At 70.9% G+C, this 23,395-nt stretch carries 23 protein-coding genes; 9 read left to right on the forward strand and 14 right to left on the reverse strand.

The window, feature by feature from the left end:
- Positions 1-149: 149 nt before the first annotated feature.
- A complete protein-coding gene (locus B9P64_RS19725) occupies positions 150-1,343 on the reverse strand; it encodes an NAD(P)H-dependent flavin oxidoreductase (RefSeq protein WP_085317974.1) in 1,194 nt (397 codons plus the stop codon).
- Positions 1,344-1,555: 212 nt separating this feature from the next.
- The gene (locus tag B9P64_RS19730) at positions 1,556-1,930 is read right to left on the reverse strand and encodes a thioredoxin family protein (protein ID WP_085317884.1); all 375 of its coding nucleotides are present in this window, start codon (positions 1,928-1,930) and stop codon (positions 1,556-1,558) included.
- A gap of 117 nt (positions 1,931-2,047) precedes the next feature.
- Between B9P64_RS19730 and B9P64_RS19735 the strand changes: the two genes are divergently transcribed.
- Both B9P64_RS19735 and B9P64_RS19740 read left to right on the forward strand, forming a co-directional pair.
- The gene (locus B9P64_RS19735; protein WP_085317885.1) at positions 2,048-2,875 is read left to right on the forward strand and encodes a nitroreductase family protein; all 828 of its coding nucleotides are present in this window, start codon (positions 2,048-2,050) and stop codon (positions 2,873-2,875) included.
- A gap of 7 nt (positions 2,876-2,882) precedes the next feature.
- Entirely contained in the window at positions 2,883-3,386 is a 504-nt protein-coding gene (locus B9P64_RS19740) for a DUF2867 domain-containing protein (RefSeq protein WP_085317886.1), read from the forward strand.
- A 76-nt stretch (positions 3,387-3,462) separates the two neighbouring features.
- Here B9P64_RS19740 and B9P64_RS19745 read toward each other — a convergent pair whose 3' ends face one another.
- A complete protein-coding gene (locus B9P64_RS19745; protein WP_085317887.1) occupies positions 3,463-4,185 on the reverse strand; it encodes an LrgB family protein in 723 nt (240 codons plus the stop codon).
- Positions 4,182-4,646, reverse strand: a complete 465-nt coding sequence (locus B9P64_RS19750) for a CidA/LrgA family protein (RefSeq protein WP_085317888.1) — start codon at positions 4,644-4,646, stop codon at positions 4,182-4,184. The genes B9P64_RS19745 and B9P64_RS19750 overlap by 4 nt, the downstream gene beginning before the upstream one ends.
- A gap of 412 nt (positions 4,647-5,058) precedes the next feature.
- Here B9P64_RS19750 and B9P64_RS19755 point away from each other — a divergent pair, with 412 nt between their 5' ends.
- Positions 5,059-6,234, forward strand: a complete 1,176-nt coding sequence (locus B9P64_RS19755; RefSeq protein WP_176256907.1) for an MFS transporter — start codon at positions 5,059-5,061, stop codon at positions 6,232-6,234.
- Between the two features lie 212 nt (positions 6,235-6,446).
- Positions 6,447-7,628: a hypothetical protein gene (locus tag B9P64_RS19760; protein ID WP_085317890.1), complete on the forward strand. Its 1,182-nt coding sequence runs from the start codon at positions 6,447-6,449 to the stop codon at positions 7,626-7,628.
- Positions 7,629-7,637: 9 nt separating this feature from the next.
- Here the strand turns inward: B9P64_RS19760 and B9P64_RS19765 are convergent, their stop codons facing one another.
- From B9P64_RS19765 to atzF, 5 genes are read right to left on the reverse strand one after another with little or no spacing between them, the layout of a single operon-like run.
- On the reverse strand, positions 7,638-8,852 hold the full coding sequence (locus B9P64_RS19765) for a hypothetical protein (RefSeq protein ID WP_139826421.1): 1,215 nt from the start codon (positions 8,850-8,852) through the stop codon (positions 7,638-7,640).
- 27 nt (positions 8,853-8,879) lie between these two features.
- Entirely contained in the window at positions 8,880-9,581 is a 702-nt protein-coding gene (locus B9P64_RS19770) for a GntR family transcriptional regulator (RefSeq protein WP_085317892.1), read from the reverse strand.
- A 35-nt stretch (positions 9,582-9,616) separates the two neighbouring features.
- On the reverse strand, positions 9,617-10,009 hold the full coding sequence (gene hpxZ, locus B9P64_RS19775) for an oxalurate catabolism protein HpxZ (protein ID WP_085317893.1): 393 nt from the start codon (positions 10,007-10,009) through the stop codon (positions 9,617-9,619).
- On the reverse strand, positions 10,006-11,454 hold the full coding sequence (locus tag B9P64_RS19780; protein ID WP_085317894.1) for an AtzE family amidohydrolase: 1,449 nt from the start codon (positions 11,452-11,454) through the stop codon (positions 10,006-10,008). Before B9P64_RS19780 ends, hpxZ begins: the two co-directional genes overlap by 4 nt.
- Before the next feature lie 12 nt (positions 11,455-11,466).
- On the reverse strand, positions 11,467-13,566 hold the full coding sequence (gene atzF / locus B9P64_RS19785) for an allophanate hydrolase (RefSeq protein ID WP_139826422.1): 2,100 nt from the start codon (positions 13,564-13,566) through the stop codon (positions 11,467-11,469).
- Between the two features lie 157 nt (positions 13,567-13,723).
- Here atzF and B9P64_RS19790 point away from each other — a divergent pair, with 157 nt between their 5' ends.
- A complete protein-coding gene (locus B9P64_RS19790; RefSeq protein WP_085317896.1) occupies positions 13,724-14,224 on the forward strand; it encodes an AtaL-like protein in 501 nt (166 codons plus the stop codon).
- Between the two features lie 90 nt (positions 14,225-14,314).
- Here B9P64_RS19790 and B9P64_RS19795 read toward each other — a convergent pair whose 3' ends face one another.
- Positions 14,315-16,969 (reverse strand): glycosyltransferase, encoded by a 2,655-nt coding sequence (locus B9P64_RS19795; protein WP_085317897.1) that lies wholly within the window; start codon positions 16,967-16,969, stop codon positions 14,315-14,317.
- Between the two features lie 194 nt (positions 16,970-17,163).
- Between B9P64_RS19795 and B9P64_RS19800 the strand changes: the two genes are divergently transcribed.
- Entirely contained in the window at positions 17,164-17,562 is a 399-nt protein-coding gene (locus B9P64_RS19800) for a hypothetical protein (RefSeq protein WP_085317898.1), read from the forward strand.
- Here the strand turns inward: B9P64_RS19800 and B9P64_RS19805 are convergent.
- The 4 genes from B9P64_RS19805 to B9P64_RS25815 form a co-directional block, all read right to left on the reverse strand.
- Entirely contained in the window at positions 17,475-19,295 is a 1,821-nt protein-coding gene (locus tag B9P64_RS19805; RefSeq protein ID WP_139826423.1) for a glycoside hydrolase family 17 protein, read from the reverse strand. The two genes, B9P64_RS19800 and B9P64_RS19805, sit on opposite strands and share 88 nt — an antisense overlap.
- Before the next feature lie 84 nt (positions 19,296-19,379).
- Positions 19,380-20,537: an ABC transporter permease gene (locus B9P64_RS19810; RefSeq protein ID WP_085317899.1), complete on the reverse strand. Its 1,158-nt coding sequence runs from the start codon at positions 20,535-20,537 to the stop codon at positions 19,380-19,382.
- A 10-nt stretch (positions 20,538-20,547) separates the two neighbouring features.
- Positions 20,548-21,249, reverse strand: a complete 702-nt coding sequence (locus B9P64_RS19815; protein WP_085317900.1) for an ABC transporter ATP-binding protein — start codon at positions 21,247-21,249, stop codon at positions 20,548-20,550.
- Positions 21,250-21,328: 79 nt separating this feature from the next.
- The gene (locus B9P64_RS25815) at positions 21,329-21,493 is read right to left on the reverse strand and encodes a hypothetical protein (RefSeq protein WP_176256908.1); all 165 of its coding nucleotides are present in this window, start codon (positions 21,491-21,493) and stop codon (positions 21,329-21,331) included.
- Between B9P64_RS25815 and B9P64_RS19820 the strand changes: the two genes are divergently transcribed.
- The 3 genes from B9P64_RS19820 (at position 21,492) to vapC (ending at position 23,382) form a co-directional block, all read left to right on the forward strand.
- Positions 21,492-22,670 carry an acetyl-CoA C-acetyltransferase gene (locus B9P64_RS19820; protein ID WP_085317901.1) on the forward strand — a complete coding sequence of 393 codons (1,179 nt, stop codon included), beginning with the start codon at positions 21,492-21,494 and terminating at the stop codon, positions 22,668-22,670. The two genes, B9P64_RS25815 and B9P64_RS19820, sit on opposite strands and share 2 nt — an antisense overlap.
- A gap of 61 nt (positions 22,671-22,731) precedes the next feature.
- Positions 22,732-22,971, forward strand: a complete 240-nt coding sequence (gene vapB, locus B9P64_RS19825; protein WP_085317902.1) for a type II toxin-antitoxin system VapB family antitoxin — start codon at positions 22,732-22,734, stop codon at positions 22,969-22,971.
- Between the two features lie 9 nt (positions 22,972-22,980).
- On the forward strand, positions 22,981-23,382 hold the full coding sequence (gene vapC / locus B9P64_RS19830) for a type II toxin-antitoxin system tRNA(fMet)-specific endonuclease VapC (RefSeq protein ID WP_085317903.1): 402 nt from the start codon (positions 22,981-22,983) through the stop codon (positions 23,380-23,382).
- The last annotated feature ends 13 nt before the right edge of the window (positions 23,383-23,395 follow it).

The raw sequence follows: 23,395 nt of genomic DNA on the forward strand, positions 1-23,395 counted from the left end.
GGGCGGAAGAGAGCGTCATGCGATCGGGCTCGGCAAGCGGGCGGAAAGTGGCGGCTGAAGGCGGCAGACTTTACGCCCGCGTCCGCCGCGGCCCTGCGACGCAAGCCGCGTTGCGCGGCCGGGTCGCGGCGCCGCCACAGCGGCCCGGTTTACGCGGCGGTCAGCAGATGGCGCAGCAGCGCATCGACCGGGCGGATCTCGGCGCCGAAGGGCAGCACGCCGGCACCGCGGAAGAACAGGCCCTTGTCGGTATCGCCGTCGAGCGCCAGCCCGAGCTGATGGTCGATGCAGAACTGGCCCCAGCCCACCTTGCCGTCGCGCAAACCGCATTGCGCCAGACAGTCGAAGGACTTGGTGCAGCGCGACTTCACCTGCGCCGTCTGTTGCAGGCGCGGCTCGGCGAGCATGTACTTCTCGAGCCAGGGCGTGCGTACCGCGCGTGCCGGCAGGCCGGCCACGCTGACGAACTCGACCACATCCTCGGGTCTGGCGCCGGCCAGCACCGCCTTGAATTCGGGCGCGGCGTCGGCTTCCTGGGTGACGGCGAACGGCGTGCCCAGTTGCACGCCGGCCGCGCCGAGCGCCTGCAGCCGCGCGATGTCGGCATGGTTGCGCACGCCGCCGGCGGCGATCACCGGCACCTGCTCCAGCCCGGCCGAGCGCAGGAAGGCGACGGTCTCGGGAATCACGCGCTCGAAGTCGAAGCGCGGATCGTTGACGTCGGCGACGCGCGCCGCGCCCAGATGGCCGGCCGCGAGCCCCGGATGCTCGATGACGATGGCGTCGGGCATGCGGCGCTTGCGCTCCCACTTCTTGACCACCAGCGCCACGCCGCGCGCATCCGACAGGATCGGTACCAGCAGCGCCTTGGGATGCTCGGCCGCCAGATCGGGCAGATCGAGCGGCAGGCCGGCGCCGACCACCACCGCGTCGATGCCGCATTCGAGCGCGTGCTTCACATGCGCCGCGTAGGCGCTGATGGCGCGCATCACGTTGATGGCCAGCAGGCCGCGGCCTTGCGACAGCGCGCGAGCGGCGGTGATCTCGCGCTCGATGGCGACCAGATTGGCCGCGTCGATCGCGGTCTTGGCGCCTTCGCCGGGCGGCAGGGTGCGCGTCGCGGCCATCAGGTCCGGATGCAGCCGGCGCAGATCGACCGACGACAGCGTGCCCACGCCGCCCGCCGCCGCGACCGTGCCCGCGAGCCGGTGCGCCGACACGCCCACCCCCATGCCGCCCTGGACGATCGGCAGCAGCTCGCGCCCCGCGATGTTCAACGGCTTGAGACCGCTGGCGAAGAGCGGCGCGACCAGATCGGGCGCAATGGAAGTGAGGACAGGCATATCGAGCGGATTCATGGGGGAAGGCGCCGGGAAGTGGCAGAGCGACCGACGGGAAGCGGTCGGCACGGCGGCGCAAGGGCCAGACCGGCGGCGCGGTCGACGGTAACAACCTACTAAGTCAGTCGGGTTGACGTGGCGCAACAGCCGTCCGCCGGCGTGTTGCTGCGGCCACATTTGCGCGCACGAACACACATCCGACGCAATCGGTCGGGCTAGAGCCCGTCGACCAGCGCCTGGAGCGAGGCCAGCTCGCGCGCATCGAGGCCGTGCGGGCCGCCAGGCGCGAGCGGCGCCATCGCAGGCGCTTCCTGCACCTGGCGCGCGAGCAGCTCGATGTGCGGCAGCACCGTGCCGAAGAACACCGCCTGCCAGCGCCCGTCGACCTCGCGCGCCAGAAGAATGGTCGGGAAGTTCTCGATGTCGAGCTCGCCGATGCGGTCGGCCTCGTCCTCGATGTCGATCCAGCCGAAGCGCGCCTCGGGATGGCGCGCGGCCAGCGCCGCGAAGGGCGCGTGGTAGTCGCGGCAGGTGCCGCACCACTCGGCACACAGGCACAGCACATGAAGCGCGGGGGAGGAGGGGCTCATTTCTTTTTCGACGATTCCAGACTGCTACCGGCCATTCGCCGCGCGGGCGGCGGCGCGCATGATCCTACCCCGCGCCAAACCGGCCACCGACCTGCCTCCACTCGTCCAAGAACAGCCATGACCGCTCCCACCCCGCTCAACCTGATTACCGCGCGCTACGGCGCCACCAACCCGCCCGCCGTCGCCGCCGAGGCGCCCTGGAATGCCGTGCTCGACAGCCTGCTCGGCCATGCCTCGGTGCGCGCCTTTCTGCCCGATGCGCTGCCGGCCGGCGCGCTCGAAGCCGGCATCGCCGCCGCGCAATCGGCCGCCACGTCCTCGAACCTGCAAGTCTGGAGCGTGGTCGCCGTCGAGGCGCCCGAGACCAAGGCCAAGTTCGCCGACTGGACCGGCGGCCAGAAGCACATCGCCGACTGCCCGACCTTCCTCGTGTGGCTGGCCGATCTGGCCCGGCTGCGCCAGTGCGCCGAGCGTGCCGCCGCGCCGTCGGCCGGCCTCGACTATCTGGAAATGCTGCTGGTCGGCGTGATCGACGCGGCGCTCGCGGCGCAGAACGCCAGCGCCGCCTTCGAGTCGATGGGCCTCGGCACGGTCTACATCGGCGGCATCCGCAATCACGTCGACAAGGTCGCGGCCGAGCTGGCGCTGCCGCCGCTGGTCACGCCGGTGTTCGGTCTGTGCGTCGGCAAGCCGGCCAAGGCCGGCGCCGTCAAGCCGCGCCTGCCGCAGCCGGCGGTGCTGCACCGCGAGCGCTACAGCCTCGAAGCGCAACTGCCCGAGATCGACGCCTACGACGCCACGATGCAGGCCTTCTACACATCCCAGGGCATGAAGGCGCACCAGTGGACGCCGCACAGCATCAAGCGCATCGCCGACGCCGCCGCGCTCACCGGCCGCGATGTGCTGGCGGAAAAGCTGCGCGGCTTCGGCTTCAAGCTGCTCTGACGCGCTCATGAACAAGCCCGCGCCCTGCACCGTCCCGCCCGCCAGCGCCGTGGCCCGGCTGCTGCCCGGCGCCAGCTTCTTCGATGCGTGGACGGTGCCGGTCGCCGATCCGTCGCTGTCGGCGCTCGACCTGTTCCTGAAGGCCGCGCGCCGCACGCCGCGCTGGATCGATGCGGCGATGGCGCTGCGCAATCGCGTGGTGGCGCCGTTCGGGCTCAAGGATCTGGGCGGTCTGGCCGCCGTGTCGGCCACGCGCGCCGGCGCCGATTACCGGCCCGGCGAGCGCGTGGGCATCTTCACGCTCATCGCCAACACGCCCGACGAAGTGCTGCTCGGCGACGACGACCGCCATCTGAAGGTGGTGGTGTCGCTGCGGCGCGAGGGCGCGGCGGTGGTGGTGACGACGGTCGTGCACACGCGCAACTGGCTCGGCCGGCTCTACATGCTGCCGGTCACGCCGATGCACAAGCTGATCGCGCCGGCCTTCCTGGCGCGGCTGGCCGAGGCCTGAGGCGCGCTGCGGCGCGCGAACGCAGCGGCGGCCGGTTCGGCCGGACGCTCGCCTGCGGGCAAGGCCGCCCCGGCTGCTAAATCCCCAACAACCGCACCAGCGCCGGCACGAACAGCGCCGTGACCATCGCCGTCAGCCCCATTGCCAGCGCGGCAAACGCGCCCGCCGTCTGATTCACCCGCAGCGATTCCGCCGTGCCGATGCCGTGGCAGCCCAGCCCCAGCGCAAAGCCGAGCGCCTGCGGCTCGGTCACGCGCGTGAGCCTGAGCGTCAGCACGCCGAGCGCGATGCCGCTCATGCCGGTGAACATCACCATCACCGCCGCCAGCGACGGAATGCCGCCGATGCGCTCGGCAATGCCCATCGCCACCGGCGTGGTCACCGACTTGGTCGTCAGCGTGAGCAGCAGCGTGCGGTCGAGACCGAACAGCTGGCCGATCAGCACCGCCGACAGCGACGCCACCAGCGCGCCGACCACCACCGTGACCAGCACCGGCAGCGCCAGCCGCCGCACCGCCAGCACATTGGCGTAGAGCGGCACCGCCAGCGCCACCGTGGCCGGCCCGAGCAGAAAGTGCACGAACTGCGCGCCCTCGAAATAGGCCGCGTAGGAGGTATGCGTCGCCAGCAGCACCGCAATCACCAGCCCGATCGCGATGAACACCGGATTGAGCCAGGGCCGCCGGCCCGCCTTCTCGAAAATCCACAGCCCGGCCAGATAGGCGCCGAGCGTCAGCAGCAGGCCATTGATCGGCGTCGGCGCGAGATAGATCCAGATTTCCGACAGCCGGGCGTTCATGCGCGGTCTCCGTCAGCGGGCGCTGGCGCGCTTGCCGGCACGGCCGGGCTGGCGGGGGCCGGGCCAGCGGCCGCAGTCGCGCCAGCGCCCGCTGCGCCGTCTTCAGCGGCCGGCGGCAGCGTGCCGGTCCATCGCATCATCAATTTCATCGTCCAGCCGGTGACCACCAGCGTCAGCAGCGTGCTCAGCACCACGGTGGCGATCAGCCCGAGCCAGTGGCCCTGGATGCGCCCGGCCTGCGAAATGAGGCCGGCGCCAGCCGGCACGAACAGCAGCCCCAGGTTGTCGAGCAGCCCGCGCGTGGTGTTGGCCAGTGCCAGCGACACGCGCCGGCGCGCCATCAGCGTGAACAGCAGCAGTGCCATGCCCAGTACCGGCCCGGGCAGGTCGAGATCGAAGAACCGCACGGTGACTTCACCGACGAGTTGATAGACGAGCAGCAGAACCAGGCTGGCAACCATGGGCGGGCAATCGCAAACGGGTTGGGCGGGGGCAAAAGCATGCCGCGCGCTTGCGGGAAATTGGTCAGTCCAATCATCCGCAGTAACAAGCCGGCGTGCCTGAGCAACAGCTCCGGGCAGGCCCGGCTTACGCGCGCGGCGCGCGGCTTTGCCCTTGTGGATGAATTTCTATTTATGAATGAGAGAACTGATGATCGGTCGCCTTTTCTGTGGATAACTTCTTCATCGGCTTTGGAATCAGTCACTTGCCATGAGGCACAACCCGACGGCTTTCCCAGGTGCGGCTTGTGGAGGGTCGGGGACGGTTTTTGGCACTTTTGCCGCGAAGGCCGGGTTGCACCCAATCGGTCAGAAAGTTATCCACAGATTTTCGGACCGACTTTGGCGCGGGGGCGCCGGGATAATCCCGGTCATGGCTTCTGTCGCTCCCGCACGCGTTGCGCCCCGCTGGCTGTTCGGCCTGATCGGCGTGTTTGCCTTCATCAATGTCTATTCGATCCAGTCGGTGCTGCCCGATCTGATGCGCGCCTTCGACGCGAGCGCGCCGGCGGTCGGCGCCACGGTGGGCGCGACGGTGATGGCGGTGGCGCTGCTGTCGCCGCTCACCGGCATGGTTTCGGATGCGCTCGGGCGCAAGGCCTTCGTGGTGGCGTCGATGCTGGCGGTGGCGCTGCCGACGATCGCCATCGGCTTTGCGCAGACGCTGCCGCAGGTGGTGGCGCTGCGCTTCGTCGAGGGGCTGTTCATCCCCGGCATCACCGTGGTGATCGTGGCCTACATCGGCGAGGAGCTGGCGCCGGGCCGGATGGCCGCGGCAATGGGCACTTACGTGGCGGGCTGCGTGCTGGGCGGCTTCGCCGGGCGCTTTCTCACCGGGCAGATCGCGGAATGGTCGCAATGGCGCACGGCCTTTGTGGTGCTGGGCGGACTGAATGCGCTGGGCGGGCTAGTGGTGGCGCGGCTGCTGCCGGCGTCACGGCGCTTTGTGGCCCGGCGCGAGCTGGGCGCGGCCTGGCGCGGCTTGCTGGGCCATGCGCGCAATGCGCGGCTGATGGCGGCCTGCGCGGTGGGCTTCTGCGTGCTGCTGTGCCAGGTTGGCGTGTTCACCTACATCAACCTGCTGCTGGCCGGGCCGCCCTGGGGCTTCGGGCCGGCGGCGCTGGCCAATGTGTTCACGATCTATCTGCTCGGTTTCATGGCGGCGCCGCTGACCAACCGGCTGATCGGGCCGCTCGGCTATCGCGGCACGCTGGTGCTGGCGCTGGGCGGCGGCGCGGTCGGCGCGCTGCTCACGCTGCTGCCGAGCTTTGCGGCGGTGCTGGCCGGGCTGGCGCTGGCCAGTACCGCGACCTTCGTGGCGCAGACGGTGGCGATCAGCTTCGTCGCGGCCAATGTGCGCGAGGGGCGGTCGCTCGCCTCGGGGCTCTACAACGCGGTGTATTACGCCGGCGGCTCGGTGGGCGCGGTGCTGGGCGGCGTGCTGTGGCGGCATTTCGGCTGGCCGGGCGTGATCGCGATGGTGCTGTGCGCCCAGCTCGGCGGCTGCGCGCTGGCCTGGCGGCGCTGGGCGCCGCCGCGGGCGGGCTGAGCTGCGTCGGCGCGGTTGGCGGCTTGGCCGGCGCGGCGCACCGCCGGGCCGCGCTGGCGCGTCATGCGCCCGACGCGCCTGACGGCAGCCGGCGGCAGAACTTGAGGCCGCGCCGCAGCCGAATTGCCGCACCGCGCCACGACTGCTCCGCGCGCTGCCGGCGCCGCCGCGCGCCGATGATTGGGACCACTCCTCTCCTCCCCCGATCTCCCATGCTCGCCGACCGACTTTCCCTGCGCGCCCGGCTGCTGCTGGCGCCGCTGGTCGCCATTGCGCTGCTGACCGCGTTCGGCAGCCTTGCGCTGCTGGCGTTCGACCGCGAGACGCGCAGTTCCGCCGCGCTGGTCGAACGCCAGCTCGGCGCGCTGCATCAGGCCGCGAGCCTGGCGCCGGCGATCGCCGAAACCCAGGCCGCCGCGCGCCGGCTGGTGCAGGCACTGGCCGGTGCCGGCGATCCGCCCGGCCCGCTGGCCGAAGCCGCCCGCACCGCGCTTGGCCACAGCGTCGATGTCGTCGGCCGCCTGCAGGAGGCCGACGCCGCGCTGCCGGCGGTGGCCGATGCCGCCCGCACCTATGCCTTCGAGCTGCGGCCCTGGCGCGGCGCGCTCGCCGATCTGCTCGACCCCGCCGCGCTGCCCGATGCCGCCAGCGCCGACGCCATCCTGGGTGCGACCGAGCGCCATGCCGATCGGCTGGAGCGCCGCGCCGGCGAACTGGCCGACGCCGTGGCCGCCGCCGTGCGCCAGGACGGCGCCGCGCGCGTCGAGGCCGGTCGCGCCATGCTGCGCGGCCTGCTGCTGCTGCTGGCGCTGCTGCTCTTGCCCTGCCTGGTGGTGGCGCTGGCGGTGCTGCACAGCGCCGAGGGCGACATCACCCTGCTGGCCCAGCTGGTGGCCCGGCTGCGCGAAGCCGGCTGCGCGGCCGAGCGGTCGGCGCCGGCGGCCACCTCGGCCACGGCCGGTGCCGGCGCGCCAGCCGCCGCCTCCGCAGCTGACGGCCCGGCCACCGATGTCGGCGCCGAGCCGGCGAGCGGCGCCCGCCCGCCGAGCCCGGCCGACTTCACCGGCGCGATGGAGGCGCTGGCCTTCCGCAGCAATCTGCTGGCGCTCAATGCGGCGGTCGAGGCGGCCCGGCTGGCCGCGCCCGGCAATGCCGTGGCCAGCGTGGCCGCCGATGCACGCCGGCTGGCCCAGGCCGCCACCCTCATGGCCGAGGAATGCCGCTGGCAGCAGCGGCTCGCCGATCTGGATGCGGCCGCCGCCGTGCTGCGCGCCGCCGAAGGCAGCGACAGCGCCGACCTTGCCGAAGCGTTCGACGGCGAGGCACGCCTGCCGCTGCGGACCGGCGCGCATTTCAGCCCGCCGCACGCCCACCAGCGCCGGCGCGGCGACTGAAGCCGCGCCTCAGCGCAGCTGCGCAGTGCGGGCGGCCGGCCTGGCGGCGCCGTCGCGCGCCGCTTCCCAGTCGCGCGCGGCCTTCACCTCGGCCGCGAACTTCGCGCCGCGATCCAGCAGCAGCCGGCGCGTCGCCGCGTCGAGCGCGATCTCGCTGCCGTAGGTGTCGATCGGCATGCGCTCGCGCCGGATCGAATCGAGCACCGCATCGATCTCGGTCGCCGCATGCATCGGCGTTTGCAGCAGCACCAGCCGCTGCATGCCGCTGGCGTTGTCGGGCGAATGGCAGCTCACGCAATCGCCCTTGCGCAGCGCCAGCGCAAAGCTGCGATAGCTCGCATCGACCCGCTTCTTGTAGGGATTGCCGGCGCTGTACAGGCCGTCGAACAGCGTGACCTTGGGCTGCATGCGGCCCTGCGCATCGGTCCACATCCAGCGGCCGTCGAAGGCCGGCGTGGGCAGCGGATCGATGTGCGCGCCGGCCGCCAGCGGCCCGCGCCAGCTGAACTGGCCCACGTCGAAGCTGGCGCCATCGGGCGCCCACCACAGCACGATGGCGTGGGTGTTCTCGTAGGCGCTCCACTTGGCCGGGTCGTGCCAGAACGGATACGGAAATTCGCCCGGCGCGAGCCGGTTGCGGAATGCCGCCTCCAGCCGCAGCCGGGCCCGGCCTTCCTCGGGCACGTAGTCCACCGACCAGCGCCCGTTGAACATGAACAGCGGCAGATACATGCCGGCCAGCGCATCGGGCGAGAAGCGGGTCAGGCCGGTGGCGGCTAGCGGCGAGGTCGGGAACTTGCCGTCGCGGCCCCAGGCGATGTCGGCCGCGAGCGCATTGCGCAGCGCCGAGCCGTGGAACATGGCCTGGCGGCAGGCGTCGAGCGCGGCGGCATCGGACGGCGCGGCGAGCGGGCAGCGCTCGGCCAGCTCGGCGGCGATGCGCGCGGCCTGGGCCCGCAGCGGCGCCAGATCGGGCGCACCGGCGAGGCTGGCCGGCGCGCCCGGCGCGAGCGTGACCGGCGCCGGGCCGCTGCCGGCATTGCGCGCGGCCGGATGTTGCAGCGGGTTGTCGGGCGTGGGCGCGAACATGCCGGGCGCCGGCTTGCTGGCGGCGGCCGGCGTGCCCGCCGCCAGCGCGGCGCCGCTGCCGGCCTGCGCCGCCAGCCAGAGGGCCAAGGCCATGGCCACCGGCGATGACCGCCGCTTGCTCGAATCAGACTTCACGGTTTCCTCCTGTGGATGGGCCCGGGCTCAGCGCGCGCCAAAGCTGTGCAGGCGGTGCAGCGTGATCTTGCGCACCTCGGCCTGACTCTGGCGGATGTGGGCACGGATCAGCAGCGCCGCCTGATCGCCGCGCCGGCGCAGCAGCGCGCGCAGGATCGCGGCGTGCTCGTCGTAGGTGGCGGCGATGCGCTGGGCATAGCCGAAATCGAGCCGCCGGATGATGCGGATGCGGTCGGTGACGTCGGCATGCACGCGGGTGATTTCGGCATTGCCGGCGGCCTGCACGAGCCCGGAGTGAAAACTTTCATCCAGCCGCGCCACTTCGGTCGCGTCGGTGCTGCGCGCGTCGGGCGGGCGGCACCACAGCTGCGCCAGCCGGTCGAGCACCGCGGCGCGCTCGGCTTCCACGTCGGGCGTGGCGGCGCCGGCGATCACTTCGAGCGCATGGGCTTCGAGCAGCTGGCGCAATTCATAGAGCTGGTCGAAGCGCGCGAAGTCGATCGGCACCACTTCCCAGCCGCTGCGGAAATAGCCGCGCACCAGGCCTTCGGTCTGGAGCCGCATCAGCGCCTCGCGCACCGGCGTGCGCGACATGGCCAGCCGCTCGGCGATGAGGGTCTCGGTGAAGCGCTCGCCGGGCGGCATGCGGAATTCGAAGATGTCGTCGCGCAGACGGGCATAGACCTCGTCGGCGCGGGATGGCTTGGGCGGCAGCGGGACGTCGTTCATGGGGTGGCGGCAGGGGACGTCGTCCGGTGCCGGCGTCAGGCGGGAGGAGCCAGCCAGCTTACCTGCGCGGCCACCACCTTCCAGCCGTCGGCGAAGCGGACCCAGGTCTGCTGCTGGCGGCCGATGCGGGCGTCGCCGGCGCGCCGGAACTCGGTGCTGGCCACCGCAAAGTCGCTGCCCCAGCTGGTGATGACGGTGTTGTGCAGCGTGCGCGCCAGCCCGGCCGGCGAGCGCGCGGCGCGGAAGGCGCGGATCGCGTCGATGCCGACCAGGTTTTCGGTCGCGCCGTAGCGCACGGTGCTGGGCGCGGCGTGGAACAGCGCGTCGAGCTCGGCGATGTCGTTGCCGACCAGGGCGCGCTCGTAGCGCTCGAAGGCGGCGGTCACCTCGGCCAGCACGGCGGGCAGGTTGCAGGCGGGGTCGGTCATGGGGCGAGTCCTGCAAATGCCGCCGGCACGGCGCGCGCGCGGGCCACGCCGGCCAGCTCCAGCCGCCAGGCGGCGCGCAGCGCGACCGCTTCGGCCCAGGGCGCGGCGATCAGCTGCACGCCGAGCGGCAGCGCATCGCCGGTTTCCACCGGCGCGGCCACCACCGGCAGGCCGATGCAGGAGATCGGCTGGGTCAGCAGGCCCATGTTCGGCCGCGCCGGCAGCTGGCGACCATTGATCTCGATGCTGGCGGCGCCGAGCGGCGGCGCGGGCACCGGCGTGGCCGGCGCCAGCAGCAGGTCGAAGCGCCCGAAGGCCGCGAGCATCCGCGCATGCCACAGCGCGCGTACCCGCTGGGCGCGCTGCACCCAGGCCGCCGGCAGCAGCGCGCCGGCGGCGAGCCGGTCGCGCGACAGCGGCTCCATGTCTTGGTAGCTGTCGCGCAGATGCAGCCGGTGCAGCTCGCCGCCCTCGCTGGCGGTGATGACGAAGGCCGCCGCGCGGCCGGCCTCGGCGCCGTCGACCACCACGGTTTCGGTCGCGCCGAGCGCCTCGGCGGCGCGGGCCACGGCGCGCCGCGCCTGTTCGCCGGCCTGCTCGGCAAACCAGCCGCCGAGGATGCCGACGCGGATCGGCCCGGGCGCGGCCAGCCCGGCAAAGGTCGGCTCGACCGGCCGGTCGGCGCAGGCCAGATCGCCGGCGTCATGGCCTTGCAGCGCGTCATAGGCCAGCGCCAGATCGGCCACGTTGCGCGCGAACGGGCCGAGATGGTCGAGGCTGTAGACGAAGGGATAGCTGCGCGTGCGCGGCAGCCGGCCGTAGGTGGGCTTGAGGCCCCAGATGCCGCACAGCGACGACGGCACGCGGATCGAGCCGTTGGTGTCCGAGCCGATCGACAGCGGCACCAGCGCCGCAGCGCCCGCCGCGCCGCAGCCGCCCGACGAGCCGCCGGCCGAATGCGCGAGCGCATGCGGGTTGTGGCAGGCGCCGGCATGGCTGTTTTCGGTGGTAAAGCCGTAGGCGAACTCGTCCATGTTGAGCGCGCCGACGCAGATCGCGCCGGCCGCGTCCAGCCGCTCGACCAGCACCGCATCGCGCTCGGCCGGCGGGTCGGACGCGAGCAGCTTGCTGCCGGCCAGCGTGACCTCGCCGGCCAGGTCGAACAGGTTCTTCACGGCATAGGGCACGCCGGCCAGCGGCGGCAGCGGCTCGCCGGCGGCGCGGCGCGCATCGATGGCGGCGGCGCCGGCGCGCGCCCGCTCGGCCGTGACCAGCGTGAAGGCGTTGAGCTGCGGATCGAGCGCGGCGATGCGCGCCAGCGTCTGCTCGACCACGGCGCTGGCGCTCCAGCGGCCGGCCGCGATGGCGGCGGCGATGTCGCGCGCGCTGGCGAGCGGATCGGGCGCATCGAGCGCCACGGCGGTTGCGGGCTGGGCTTCGCTCATGACCGCCTCGCGTCAGGGCCGGTAGGTGGGCGCCGGCTCATCGCCGGGCTTGAGCGGCTCGTCTTCGAGCGTGTCGTAGAGCCGCGCGATCAGCTCGAACTGGGTGCGCACCCGCGCCTCGGCTTCGGCGCCGAGCAGAAAGCCGTTGAGCGTGAGCCCGGCATTGACGGCGGCGGCGCGCGCCGCGCTGGCGCCAGTGGGCTCGTCGGCCGGCAGGCTGCCGTAGCTGCTGGCGCCCGGCTGCACCGGATAGCGCTCGGCGCCGCCGGCAAAGCTGATGGCGGTGCCGGCGATGGCTTCATCGGCCACGGCGGCGGTGGTGGCGCGCAGATCGACCGTCGTCACCGCGCTGCCGGCGGCCGGTTCGGCCAGGGTTTCGCCGCCGGGCAGCAGCCGGCCGCCCTCGATCCAGGCGCGCCAGCCGCCCCAGACCGAGATGTCGGGCGCGGCCGCGACCGCATGCGCCTCGCACAGAAAGCCGTGTACCGAGCTGCCGTCCTCGAGCGCCAGCGTGCCCAGGCCGAGCGGCGCGGCGATGCCGGCCAGAAAGCTGCCGACCGTGGCTTCGGGCAGCGCCCAGACCTCGACCTCGATGGCGGCGCCGGCGCCGGCCACGCGCACCAGCCCCGGCTTGGGCGGCACCGTGCCGGGCAGCGCATGCAGCCGGTAATTCGGCGCGGTGCGGGTGGTGCGCAGCAGGCGCGCGCCGCGTTCCGTCAGCTGATGGTTGAGCGGCAGGCCGCGCAGATGCGCGCCGACCACCGCCAGCTCGATCTCGCCGCGCCCGGCCATGCCGGCCGGCCAGCCGAGCGGCCGCGCCTGCGGCAGCGCGCGCCCGGTCGCGCCCACGCCGAGCGCATGGCGCGCATCGGCGGCGTGATGAAAGCGCTGCGCCAGCTCGGCCAGGCGCGCATCCGAGCCGGCCGGCCCGATCAGCGTGATGCCGAACGGCAGCCCGTCGGCGCGGATCGACGCCGGCACCGCCACCGCCGCCCAGCCGAGCAGGTTGACGAAATTGGTGTAGCGGCCGAGCAGCCGGTTGATCTCGATCGGATCGGCCAGCACCTCGTCGACTGTGGGCAGGAAGGGCGCGCTCGGCACCGCGAAGGCCACCGGCGCCTCGGGCCCGTCCCAGATGCGGTTGAGCCGCAGCCGCGCGTCGGCAAGCTTTTGCTGCACTTCAAGCAGATCGGCCGCCGACTGCTCGCGGCCGCGCGACAGGATGCCGCGCACCGGCTCGATGATGGCTTCGGCGCGCTGGTCGAAGAAATCGCGGATCGCCTCGTAGCGCTCGGCCACCAGCGCCGAGTCGTAGAGCCAGTTGGCCACCTCGGCCAGCGGCGTGTCGTCGACCGGATGCAGCTCGGCGCCCAGGCCCGACAGCACATCGACCGCATCGGCAAAGCCGGCGCGGCTGGCTTCGCAGACGGTCGGATCGAGCTGCTGCGGAATCGCCACGCGCGGGCGCGCCGGCAGTGGCGTGGCATCGAGCCTGGCGTCGGCGTCGTAGAGCACGCACATCGCATCCCAGGCATCGGCCACGGTGGGCGCGAACACGCTCACGCAGTCGAAGCTGGCGCTCGCCGGCACCACGCCGCGCGTGCTGACCGCGCCGACCGTGGGCTTGAAGCCGACCAGATTGTTGAAGGCCGCCGGCACCCGGCCCGAGCCGGCGGTATCGGTGCCGAAGGCCAGATCGGCCTCGCCGAGCGCCACCGCCACCGCCGAGCCGCTGCTCGATCCGCCCGAGATGTGGCGCACGTCGAAAGCGTTGGCGACCGCGCCATACGGCGAGCGCGTGCCGTTGAGGCCGCAGGCGAACTGGTCGAGATTGGTCTTGCCGACGATGGCCGCGCCTGCCTCCAGAACGCGCGCGACCGCATCGGCATGGTGCGCGGGCTTGTAGGCGTAGTCGGGACAGGCGCAGGTCGTGGGCAGGCCGGCGACGTCGATGTTGTCCTTGACCGCGATGCGCTTGCCGATCAGCGGCGCGTCATCGGCCGCCGGCGGCATGGCCGAAAGCGGTCGTGCCAACAGGGTGATGAAGGCGTAGCCGGTGCGGGCCAGGGTCGGGTCGAGCGGGGGCAGGCGGGTTTGATGGGTTGACGGCACGGGACGCTCCACGGACGGTTGGTTTTCTTGTGTACAAGTTTGTGTTCAGCAATGGGCGTGCCACCGGTGTGGTTACATTTTTCTTCGCGACGGCGTGGCGCGGGGCGCCCGGCGAGGCGCCGCCGGCTCGCGCCGGCGGGCGCGCTAGCATCGGCGCATGCGCTACGAACACCTCATCCAGATCAACGATCCGACCAACCCGCTCATCGCGCCGCTCACGCGGGCCCAGCTCTGGGCCGGCCTGGTGCGGCGGGCCGAATTTCCGGTCGAGTTCGCGCTCGGGCTCGAATCGGCCGAGGTCGGCGAACGCCAGCCGCACGGCGCCGACGGCGGCTGGCGCCTGAGCCGCACGCTCGATTTCGGGCCGTTCGCGGTGCGCGACGTGGTCGTCGCCGAGCCCGAAAACCGGCTGCGCATCGAGGCGCTGGCGAGCGCCGCCTTCGGCCGCAGCCAGCTCACCATGACCATCGAGGCGCCCGCGGAAGACGCGCTGTTCCTGCGCTGCGTGTATGAAACCGAAGCCGCCGCCGGCCAGCCCGAGCCGGAATCGATGCTGGTGGAATTGCGCGAGCAGGCTTATCTGGCGGCGGATCTGGACATGGTGAAGCGGATTCGCGAGCTGCTTTCGAATGACGGAGGAATGTCGCCCCTCGGTTAACCGAGCAAAAGCAATGTCCCATCGACTTGGCACTCGGAAATGAAAAAGGGCGGCAATTGCCGCCCTTTTGCTATCTGGCACTCAAGCCAATCAAGCCGCCAAATGCCCCGCCCCCAGTTTCGGCTCCACCGGCGGCGTTTCCGTCACCGCCTTCTCCGGCCACAACGCCGCAATCTGGCAACCCAGTGCCGCCTGATACGGCAGCGATTGCAGCAACAGCATCGCGCCCCAGATCTGCGCTTCCATGTTGTCGAATCCGCGCATGTAAAGCAGCGTCAATGCGCCGGTCCAGAGCGCGACCAGCATCCACAATTCCTCGCGGATCGGCGCAATTGCCGCGAGCAGGCCGCCCTTTTCCTTCCAGCCCTTGGGCGTGCGCACGAATTCGCCCTTGCGCTTGACCAGCCCGGCAAATATCCCGCGCGCAATTGCATGCGAAAGCCCCAGGCTTGCGAGCGAGGCGCCGAAGATGTCCCACCAGCTGCATTTCATCCGGGCGCGATAAAGGATTGGCCCGAGCACCGCCTTCACCAGCAGCAATCCCACCACCGGCGTAATCAGCGACACCACCGGCAGCGAGAAAGTCTTGGGCGCATGCAGCATCAGAATCGTCCAGACCAATGACGCGCCGGCAAATACCGCCTGCAAGGCATCGCCAAACCAGGTCAGCCAGCCGGTCAGAAAGTGATAGCGCTGCGCGAGCGTGAGCTTGGTCGGCACGCGGCCGATCAAGCGCGCGAAATGGCCCTTCAGAATCTGCATCGCGCCAAAGGCCCAGCGGAAACGCTGGCTTTTCAGCGCGGCGAAATCGCTCGGCGTCAGGCCGCGGCCCAGAATCTCGTCCACATAGCGCACATCGAGACCGGCTTCGAGCAGGCGCAGGCCCAGCTCGGTGTCTTCGCAAATGGTCCATTCGCCCCAGCCGCCCACTTCATCCAGCGCATTGCGCCGCACCAGCGTCATGGTGCCGTGCTGGATCAGCGCATTGCGCTCATTGCGGTGATGCATGCCGATGCGGAAAAAGCCGTCGAATTCCCAATTGCACATGCGGCGGAACGGCTGATTCTCGTATTCGCGGTGGGCTTGCGGCGCTTGCACCACGGCCACGTCGGGCGTGACGAAATGGCGCGCCAGGCTGGATAGCCAATTGGGCGTGACGACGTAATCGGCATCGACCACGCCGACCACTTCGGCGCGCGGATCGGTGACTTTCAGGCCGTAATTGAGCGCGCCAGCCTTGAAGCCGGGCCAATTCTCCAAATGGAAGAAGCGGAACCGCGGGCCGAGCTTGGCGCAATACTCTTCAAGCGGTTTCCACAGCGCCGGGTCCTTGGTGTTGTTGTCGAGGACCAGCACTTCGTAATTGCTGTATTCGAGCGCGGCCAGGCTGTCGATGGTCGCAATGACCATGTCCGGCGGCTCGTTGCAGCAGGCCAGATGAATCGAGGCGAAGGGTTCTTCGGCGGCGGTCAGCGGCTCCTGCATGTGGAATTGGCGTTTCCAGTGCTTGCGGTACATGACTTCGGCGAATTCGAAGCCATTGCTCAGAAACACCGCCACCGTGGCCATCGAAGCCATGATGAGTGCCCACAGCGCGACCGAATCGCGGGTCGACAGGTAGTAGTCGACCGGCGTGGCAATGGCCACCACGGCGCCGGTCACGCAGATTTGCAGCATCAGGCTGAAGGTGAGCCGGCCGCCCCAGCGGAAGTCGCTGAACTTGTAGCTGGAAAAGGCCATGAGGAAGAAGGCGACGATCGAGGCGATGAGCGCCTTGTTCACCCAGTTGGTGTCCTCGCGCACCTTGCCGGCGAGCGGGAATTTGGCGTCGCGGTCGGCGTTGTAGATGCCCCAGTAGGGCCCGGCCCAGCCCTCGACTTCGACCTTCCAGGGCTGGTCGTAGGCCTCCATCAGGTAGTAGTCGAGCTTGCGTTCGGCCGCCACGGTCATGAATTCGCGGATGTAGCGCGCCTCGTTTTCCACCGACGGCACGGCGGCGCCGATGACCGGACCCTTGCTCGGCCAGCCGGTTTCGCCGATGACGATGCGCTTCTTGGGGAAGGCCTTCTGCAGCTCGAAATAGCGGTCGAGCGTCTGGTCGACGCCGCGCTCGATCGGCACGCCCTCGTGGTAGGGCAGCAGATGCACGCCGATCACATCCACATGCTTGGCCAGCTCCGGGTACTTGAGCCAGATGTGCCAGGGCTCGGTGGTGGTGACCGGCTTGCTGGTCATGCGGCGCGCGCGGTCGAGGTAGTCGATCAGCTGGGCGACGGTGAGGTCGCCGCGCAGCAGGGTCTCGTTGCCGACGATCACGGCGTCGATGTTCTTGTAGCGGCGCACCGCCTGCATGGCGGCGGCCAGTTCGCGCTCGTTGGCGTCCATGTCGCGCGCCAGCCAGGCGCCGGTGGTCACGCGCAGGCCGGCGTCGGAGGCGGCGCGCAGGATGTGCGGCAGTTCCAGCGACGAATACAGCCGCAGCCGCGAGCTTTGCGTGGCGAGCTGCTTGATGTCTTCCTCGATCTCCTGATCGCTCGGGAAGACCTTGGAAATCGGGCCCTGGTCGCGCCGGTAGGCGTTGTAGGCGAAGCCGCGGATTTCGCCGGAGTCGTAGTCGGGGAAGACGGCATCGCGGTTGAAGCGGGCCCAGATGCCGAAATTGAGCGCCGACACGACGGCGGCGATCACGAAGGCGACCAGCGCGCGGCGGAATCGGCTGCGCGGCTTGGGAATCGAAGGATTCATGCGGGTGGCGGGTCTCGGAACGAGGTCGCGGCGGGGCGGCGGAACGGCCCCGTCTTACGGCGGGATGCGACTATAAATCAGGGCTTTCGGCACAATCGCGCCGCTCCAGCCCGGGCAGCGGCGGCGCGATGTTGCGCCGCTGCCGCAGCCCGCCCCGGCCGGTTTGTATCGGCCTGAAACCCAGACGAAATCCCATGCCCTCGCCCTTTTCCCTCGCCCGCCTGCGCCTGCTCCCGTGGCGCCTTCTTGCCGTGGTGGCTGCGGCGGTCGCCGCGGCACTCGCGGTGCGCTACGGCTTGATGCAGAACGACGAGCTGGCCGTTGCCTGCGCGCGCCAGGCCGAGGGGCTGGCCTGCGATGCGCGCGCCGCGTTTCCGCAGCTGTTCATGGAGAACCGGCTCGGCTGGCTGGCGCTGGCGGCCGGTGTGCTGGCTTTCGTGTTCGGTCGGCCGGGGCTGGGCTGGATTGCCGTGACCCTCGGCGCGGCCGGGCTGGTGCTGTACTGCTACGACCTGTCGGCCGTGGGTGCGGTGCTGGGCGGCGTGGCGGTGCTGCGCGGGCCGCTGGCGCCGGTGAGCCAGGCGCGCGCCTGAGCCGGTCCGCCCAGGCCGCCGAGGCCGAGCACCAGCCCCAGCAGCATCCAGCCGACGCCGTCCGGATTGGTCGGCTCGACCGCCCAGCGCACGACGGCGCCGAGCGCGATCAGCAGGCCGAGCCCGATCTCGGCGCGGCTCGCCGCCGGCCAGCGCGCGCCTAGCGCGAGCGGCAGCGCCAGCCCCAGTTCGAGCGCGCCGATGGCATAGAGCTGCCACGGAAAGTCGCGGTAGCGCGCATCGACCGCGAGCAGCAGCGCGCCGACCGCCGCGCCAAACAGGATCAGCGCGCGCAGCCGGGCAATCATCTGCAGGGGCGTGGTGGCGCGCATGTCCTCGACCGCGCCGGTGACCGGCAGCGGCGCCGGCGCGGCGGGCGCCGTGGCCGAGCGTTGCGCCGCCAGCTGCGCCGCGCCGGCGATGCCGGGCTGGGCCTCGGCAGCGGCGGCGGGCGAGGGGTCGTCGGCGCCGCCGGCCGCGCGGCCGAGCGCCTGCGCCGCCAGCAGCGCCAGCAGCAGGCTCAGCACGGTGATGGCGCCCAGGCTCAGCCATTCGGCCGGATTGCGGTAGGCGAGCAGCGCGTGGCCGTGCTGCAACCACAGCACCGCGCCGGCAAACAGGCCCAGCAGCCCGCCTGCTGCCGCGACCGCCGGCGCCGACGGCGCGGCAGCGGCCGCCGTGGCGCCCAGCTTGCGCGCCGCGCCCAGCCCGCCGAGCGCCAGCCCCGCGCCGATCGCCAGCCCGATCAGCGCCGCCAGCCCTACCTGCGGCGCATCGCGCCGATTGGCCACCGGCCCGTCGAAGCCGAACTTGCGCTCCAGCTCGACCGTGTAGAAGCCCCAGTAGCCGCCGGCCGTGCCCTCGCTCAGCCGCTTCCACGGCTGGTCGATGGCCTCGATCAGGTTGTAGCGCCAGCCCTTTTCCTTGACGTGGGCGGCGAGCGCCCGCACGAAGCTGGCCTGATTGACCAGACTCGGCACCGAGCCTTCGCGGCGTCGGCCTTCGCTCGGCCAGCCGACCTCGCCGATCATCAGTTCGCGGCCCGGAAAGGCCGCCTCGACCTTGGCCATCGTCGCGTCCAGATGCGGAATGGCGGTCTCGATGGGCACCGGGATGTCCTCCCAGAACGGCAGGATGTGCACGGTGATGAAGTCGACCGCCGGCGCCATGGCCGGATGCTTGAGCCAGAACTCCCACACGTCGGCATAGGTGAGCGGCAGCTTGGTCCGCTCGCGCACGTAATCCAGATAGCCCTTGAGCCGGAACTCGGGCTGGTCGCGCCGCAGCAGCACCTCGTTGCCGACGATGATCGCGCTCACCACGTCGGCATTGGCATTGGCCACCGCGATCGCGCGATCGAGCTCGACCCGGTTCTTGGCATCGTCCTGGCCGATCCAGATGCCGAGCAGCACCTTCATGCCGTGCTTGCGCGCCAGCTCGGGCACGCGGTCGAGGCCCTGATCGACCGAATAGGTGCGCACGCAGCCGAACATCTCGGACAGGTGGGCCAGGTCTTCGTCGATCTGCTCGGGCGGCACCACAAAGCCGGCGTTGAACGGCGTCTGGCCGGGCTTGTGGTACGGCGAATAGGACGTGCACTGGAACTTCTCGCCCGGCGCGCGGGCGAAGGGCGGCACGTCGACGAGGCGGTTGCTCTGCCACACCAGCACCGCGAGCGCGGCGATGGCGAGCAGATGCAGCAGCAGGAAGGCGCGCAGGCGCAAGGGCGTCATGAGGCGGTCCGGGAGGGGTGAAGACGGCGGCGCGCGAGTTTGCCTGATGCCGCCCGCGCGTCGACCGGCGCCGGCCGGCGGCGTTCAGCCCACGCGGCGCAGCCCGTCGACGATGCGTACCCGCGCCGAATGCCAGGCCGGCAGCGCGCCCGCCACCAGCCCCACCGCCAGCCCGCAGGCGGCTTGCAGCGCATAGGTCTCGGGCACCACCGGGAACTTGGCAAACACCTTGACCGTGGCCGCATGAAAGCCCTGCGCCACCGGCCCCAGCAGCGCCATCGCGATGGCGGCGCCGATGGCCGCCAGCAGCAGCGCCTCGGCCATGACCAGCGCCGCCACCGTGCCGGGCGCAAAGCCCAGCGCCTTGAGCGTCGCGTACTCGGCGATGCGCTCGCGCGCGGTCATCGCCATGGTGTTGGCGGCCACCGCCATGATGATGACGATCACCACATAGCTCACGCCCCGGATCGCCACCACGATGGTCTCGACCATCGAGATGAAGCCGAGCTGGAACGCCTTCTCGGTCTCGGTCAGCGTCTCGGCCAGCGAGCTGCGGAAGCCGTCGTCGATCTGCTTCGAGATTTCGGCGCCGGCCGTGGCGTCGGCGATCTGCACCACGAACACGCCCACCTGATTGGCGCGCGCCGGCGCGGACGTCTTGAGCGTCTCGTTGAGATAGTCGTAATGGAAATACATCTGCCGCGTGATCGCGGTGTCGTCGCGGCCGTCGTAGATGGCGCGCACGTTGAACTCCCAGTTGCCGGGGTAGATCGTGCCCTTGAGCGTGATGCGGTCGCCGAGCTTGAAGCCGTAGAGCGCGGCCAGCTCGCGGCCGATGGCGGCGCCCTGGCGGTCGCGCATCAGGTCGGCGTACTGCGCCGGGTCGAACACGAACTCCGGGTACTGGCGCGCCAGCAGCGCGATGTCGGTCGCGAATTGCGCGAAGAAGTTCTGCGGCTCGCGCCAGATGCCGCCGAACCAGTTCGACACGCCGACGCTCGTCACGCCCGGCTGGGCCGCGATGCGCTCGCGGTAGTACAGCGGCATCGAGAAGGTGAGCGAGATCGAGTTGCGCGTGAACAGCCGCGACGCGCTCGACATGTCGCTGCCGGCATACCAGGCGCGCACCACGGTTTGCAGCAGCCCGAAGGCGAGGATGGCGATCACCAGCCCGAGGATGGTGAGGCCGGCGCGCAGCCGGGCCCGGAACACGTTGCGCAGCACGAGGCGGAGATAGAACACGCGGCGTCCTTCAGTGCGCGGCAAACGGGTTGCGGTCCGACAGCCGACCCTTGTCGAGGTAGGTGGTGCGGCGCGCGGCCTCGCCGGCGCGCGGGTCGTGCGTGACCATCACGATGGTCTTGCCGAGCCGCGCGTTCAGCTCGCCGAGCATGGCCAGCACGTCGGCGGCCGATTGGCGGTCGAGGTCGCCGGTGGGCTCGTCGCAGATGAGCAGCACCGGGTCGGTGACGATGGCGCGCGCGATGGCCACGCGCTGCTGCTGGCCGCCCGACAGCTCGTTGGGATAGTGGCCGGCGCGGTCGGCCAGGCCCACCAGCGCGAGCGCGGTGTCGCAGCGTTCGCGCCGCTCGGCCCGGCCGAGGCGCGTGAGCAGCAGCGGCAGCTCGACGTTCTCGCGCGCGTCGAGCACCGGCATGAGGTTGTAGAACTGGAAGATGAAGCCGACGTTGCGCGCGCGCCAGTCGGCCAGCTCGCTCTCGCCGAGTTGCGTGATGTCGATGCCGTCGACGACCAGCTCGCCCGCGTCGGGCTTGTCGATGCCGGCGATCAGGTTGAGCAGCGTGCTCTTGCCCGAGCCGCTCGGGCCCATCAGCGCGACAAAGTCGCCGGCCGCGATGTCGAGCGTGATGTCGTCGAGTACCGGCACGTCCTGGCCGCCGCGCCGGTAGCGCTTGCTGAGATGACGAAGGCTGACGAGGGGCGAGGCGGTCATGGCGGCGTCCGGGCGCGGCAACGTGCGGTTGCGAATGGCTTCAAACCCCGATTGGTGGCTGACACGGGGCCGGGCGATGCTAGCGCGCTGCGCCGCAGCGTCGCGTGCCGGTCACGCGGGCAATTGCGATGTTGCGGGGCGCCCGTCTTGCCAAACCGGCAAACTGGCAGATCAGGAAGGCGGCACCGACCTTGAGGCGGCGCCGCACTGAATTCATCGTGAAGAGACCATAGGAGAACAGCATGACCGACATCGTCATCGTCGCCGCCGCGCGAACCGCCGTGGGCAAGTTCGGTGGCTCGCTGGCCAAGGTTCCGGCCGCCGAGCTGGGCGCGACCGTCATCCGTGGCCTGCTGCAGAAGACCGGCCTGGCCGGCGAACAGATCAGCGAAGTCATCCTCGGCCAGGTGCTGACGGCTGGCGTGGGCCAGAACCCGGCGCGTCAGGCCATCATCAAGTCGGGCCTGCCCCAGGGCGTGCCCGGTTTCACCATCAACAAGGTCTGCGGCTCGGGCCTGAAGGCCGTGGCGCTGGCGGTGCAGGCCATCCGTGACGGCGATGCCGACATCGTGATTGCCGGCGGCCAGGAAAACATGAGCGCCAGCCCGCATGTGCTGCCCAACTCGCGCGACGGCGCACGCATGGGCGACTGGAAGCTGGTCGACACCATGATCAACGACGGCCTGTGGGATGTGTACAACCAGTACCACATGGGCATCACCGCCGAGAACGTGGCCAAGAAGTACGGCATCACGCGCGAGCAGCAGGATGCGCTGGCGCTCGGCTCGCAGCAGAAGGCCGCTGCCGCGCAGGACGCCGGCAAGTTCGTCGATGAAATCGTGCCGGTGAGCATTCCGCAGAAGAAGGGCGATCCGGTGCTATTCGCGGCCGACGAGTTCCTCAACCGCAAGAGCAATGCCGAAGCGCTGGCCGGCCTGCGTCCGGCCTTCGACAAGGCGGGCACGGTCACGGCCGGCAATGCCTCGGGCATCAACGACGGCGCCGCCGCCGTGCTGGTGATGACCGCCAAGAAGGCCGCCGAGCTGAACCTGCCGGTGCTGGCGCGCATCGCCAGCTACGCCAGCGCCGGCCTCGACCCGGCCATCATGGGCATGGGCCCGGTGCCGGCCAGCAAGAAGGCGCTGGCGCGGGCCGGCTGGAGCGCCGCCGACCTCGACCTGCTCGAAATCAATGAAGCCTTCGCGGCCCAGGCCTGCGCGGTGCACAACGAGATGGGCTGGGACCTGAGCAAGGTGAACGTGAACGGCGGCGCCATCGCCATCGGTCACCCGATCGGCGCGTCGGGCTGCCGCATCCTGGTGTCGCTGCTGCATGAAATGCAGCGCCGCGATGCGAAGAAGGGCATCGCCAGTCTGTGCATCGGCGGCGGGATGGGGATTGCGCTGACGGTCGAGCGCTGATGGAACGCGCTTCGGCGGCCGTGTATATAGTCTGTGTATATCGCAGCAGCCGGAGCGCTTCATGACCCTGAGCACTGTCTTCACCAACAACCGCACCCAGGCCGTGCGCCTGCCCGCTGATACCCGTTTCCCCGACAACGTCAAAAGGGTCGAGGTGCGGGTGGTGGGCGCCGAGCGGGTCATCGCGCCCGCCGACGCGGTGTGGGACAGCTTCTTTGCCGCCACGCCAGCCGTGACGGCCACCGACGATTTCATGGCCGAACGCGCAAGCCAGCAGCAGCCCGAGCGCGAAGCGTTCTGAGGCGCGCCAGTGCTGCGCTATCTGCTCGACACCAACATCGTCATCCACGTCATCAAGCGCCGTCCGCCCGAGGTGCGCGAGCTGTTCAACCGGCAGCATGGCCGCATGGCGATCTCGGCCATCACCCTGGCCGAGCTGATGCACGGCGCCGAGAAAAGCGCCGATCCGCCGCGCAATCTGGCCGTGGTCGACGACTTCTGCAGCCGGCTCACGGTGCTGCCTTACGGCGAGAAGGCGGCGGCGCATTACGGCGCCATCCGCGCTGCGCTTGAGCTGGCCGGCACGCCGATCGGCGTGAACGATCTGCACATCGCCGCCCAGGCGCGCAGCGAAGGCCTGACGCTGGTCACCAACAATCTGCGCGAGTTCGAGCGCGTGCCCGGCCTGCTGAGCGAGAACTGGGTCGCCTGAGCGGCCACCCGCG

The sequence above is a fragment of the Derxia lacustris genome (assembly GCF_002105195.1).
Classification (GTDB): Bacteria; Pseudomonadota; Gammaproteobacteria; order Burkholderiales; family Burkholderiaceae_E; genus Derxia; species Derxia lacustris.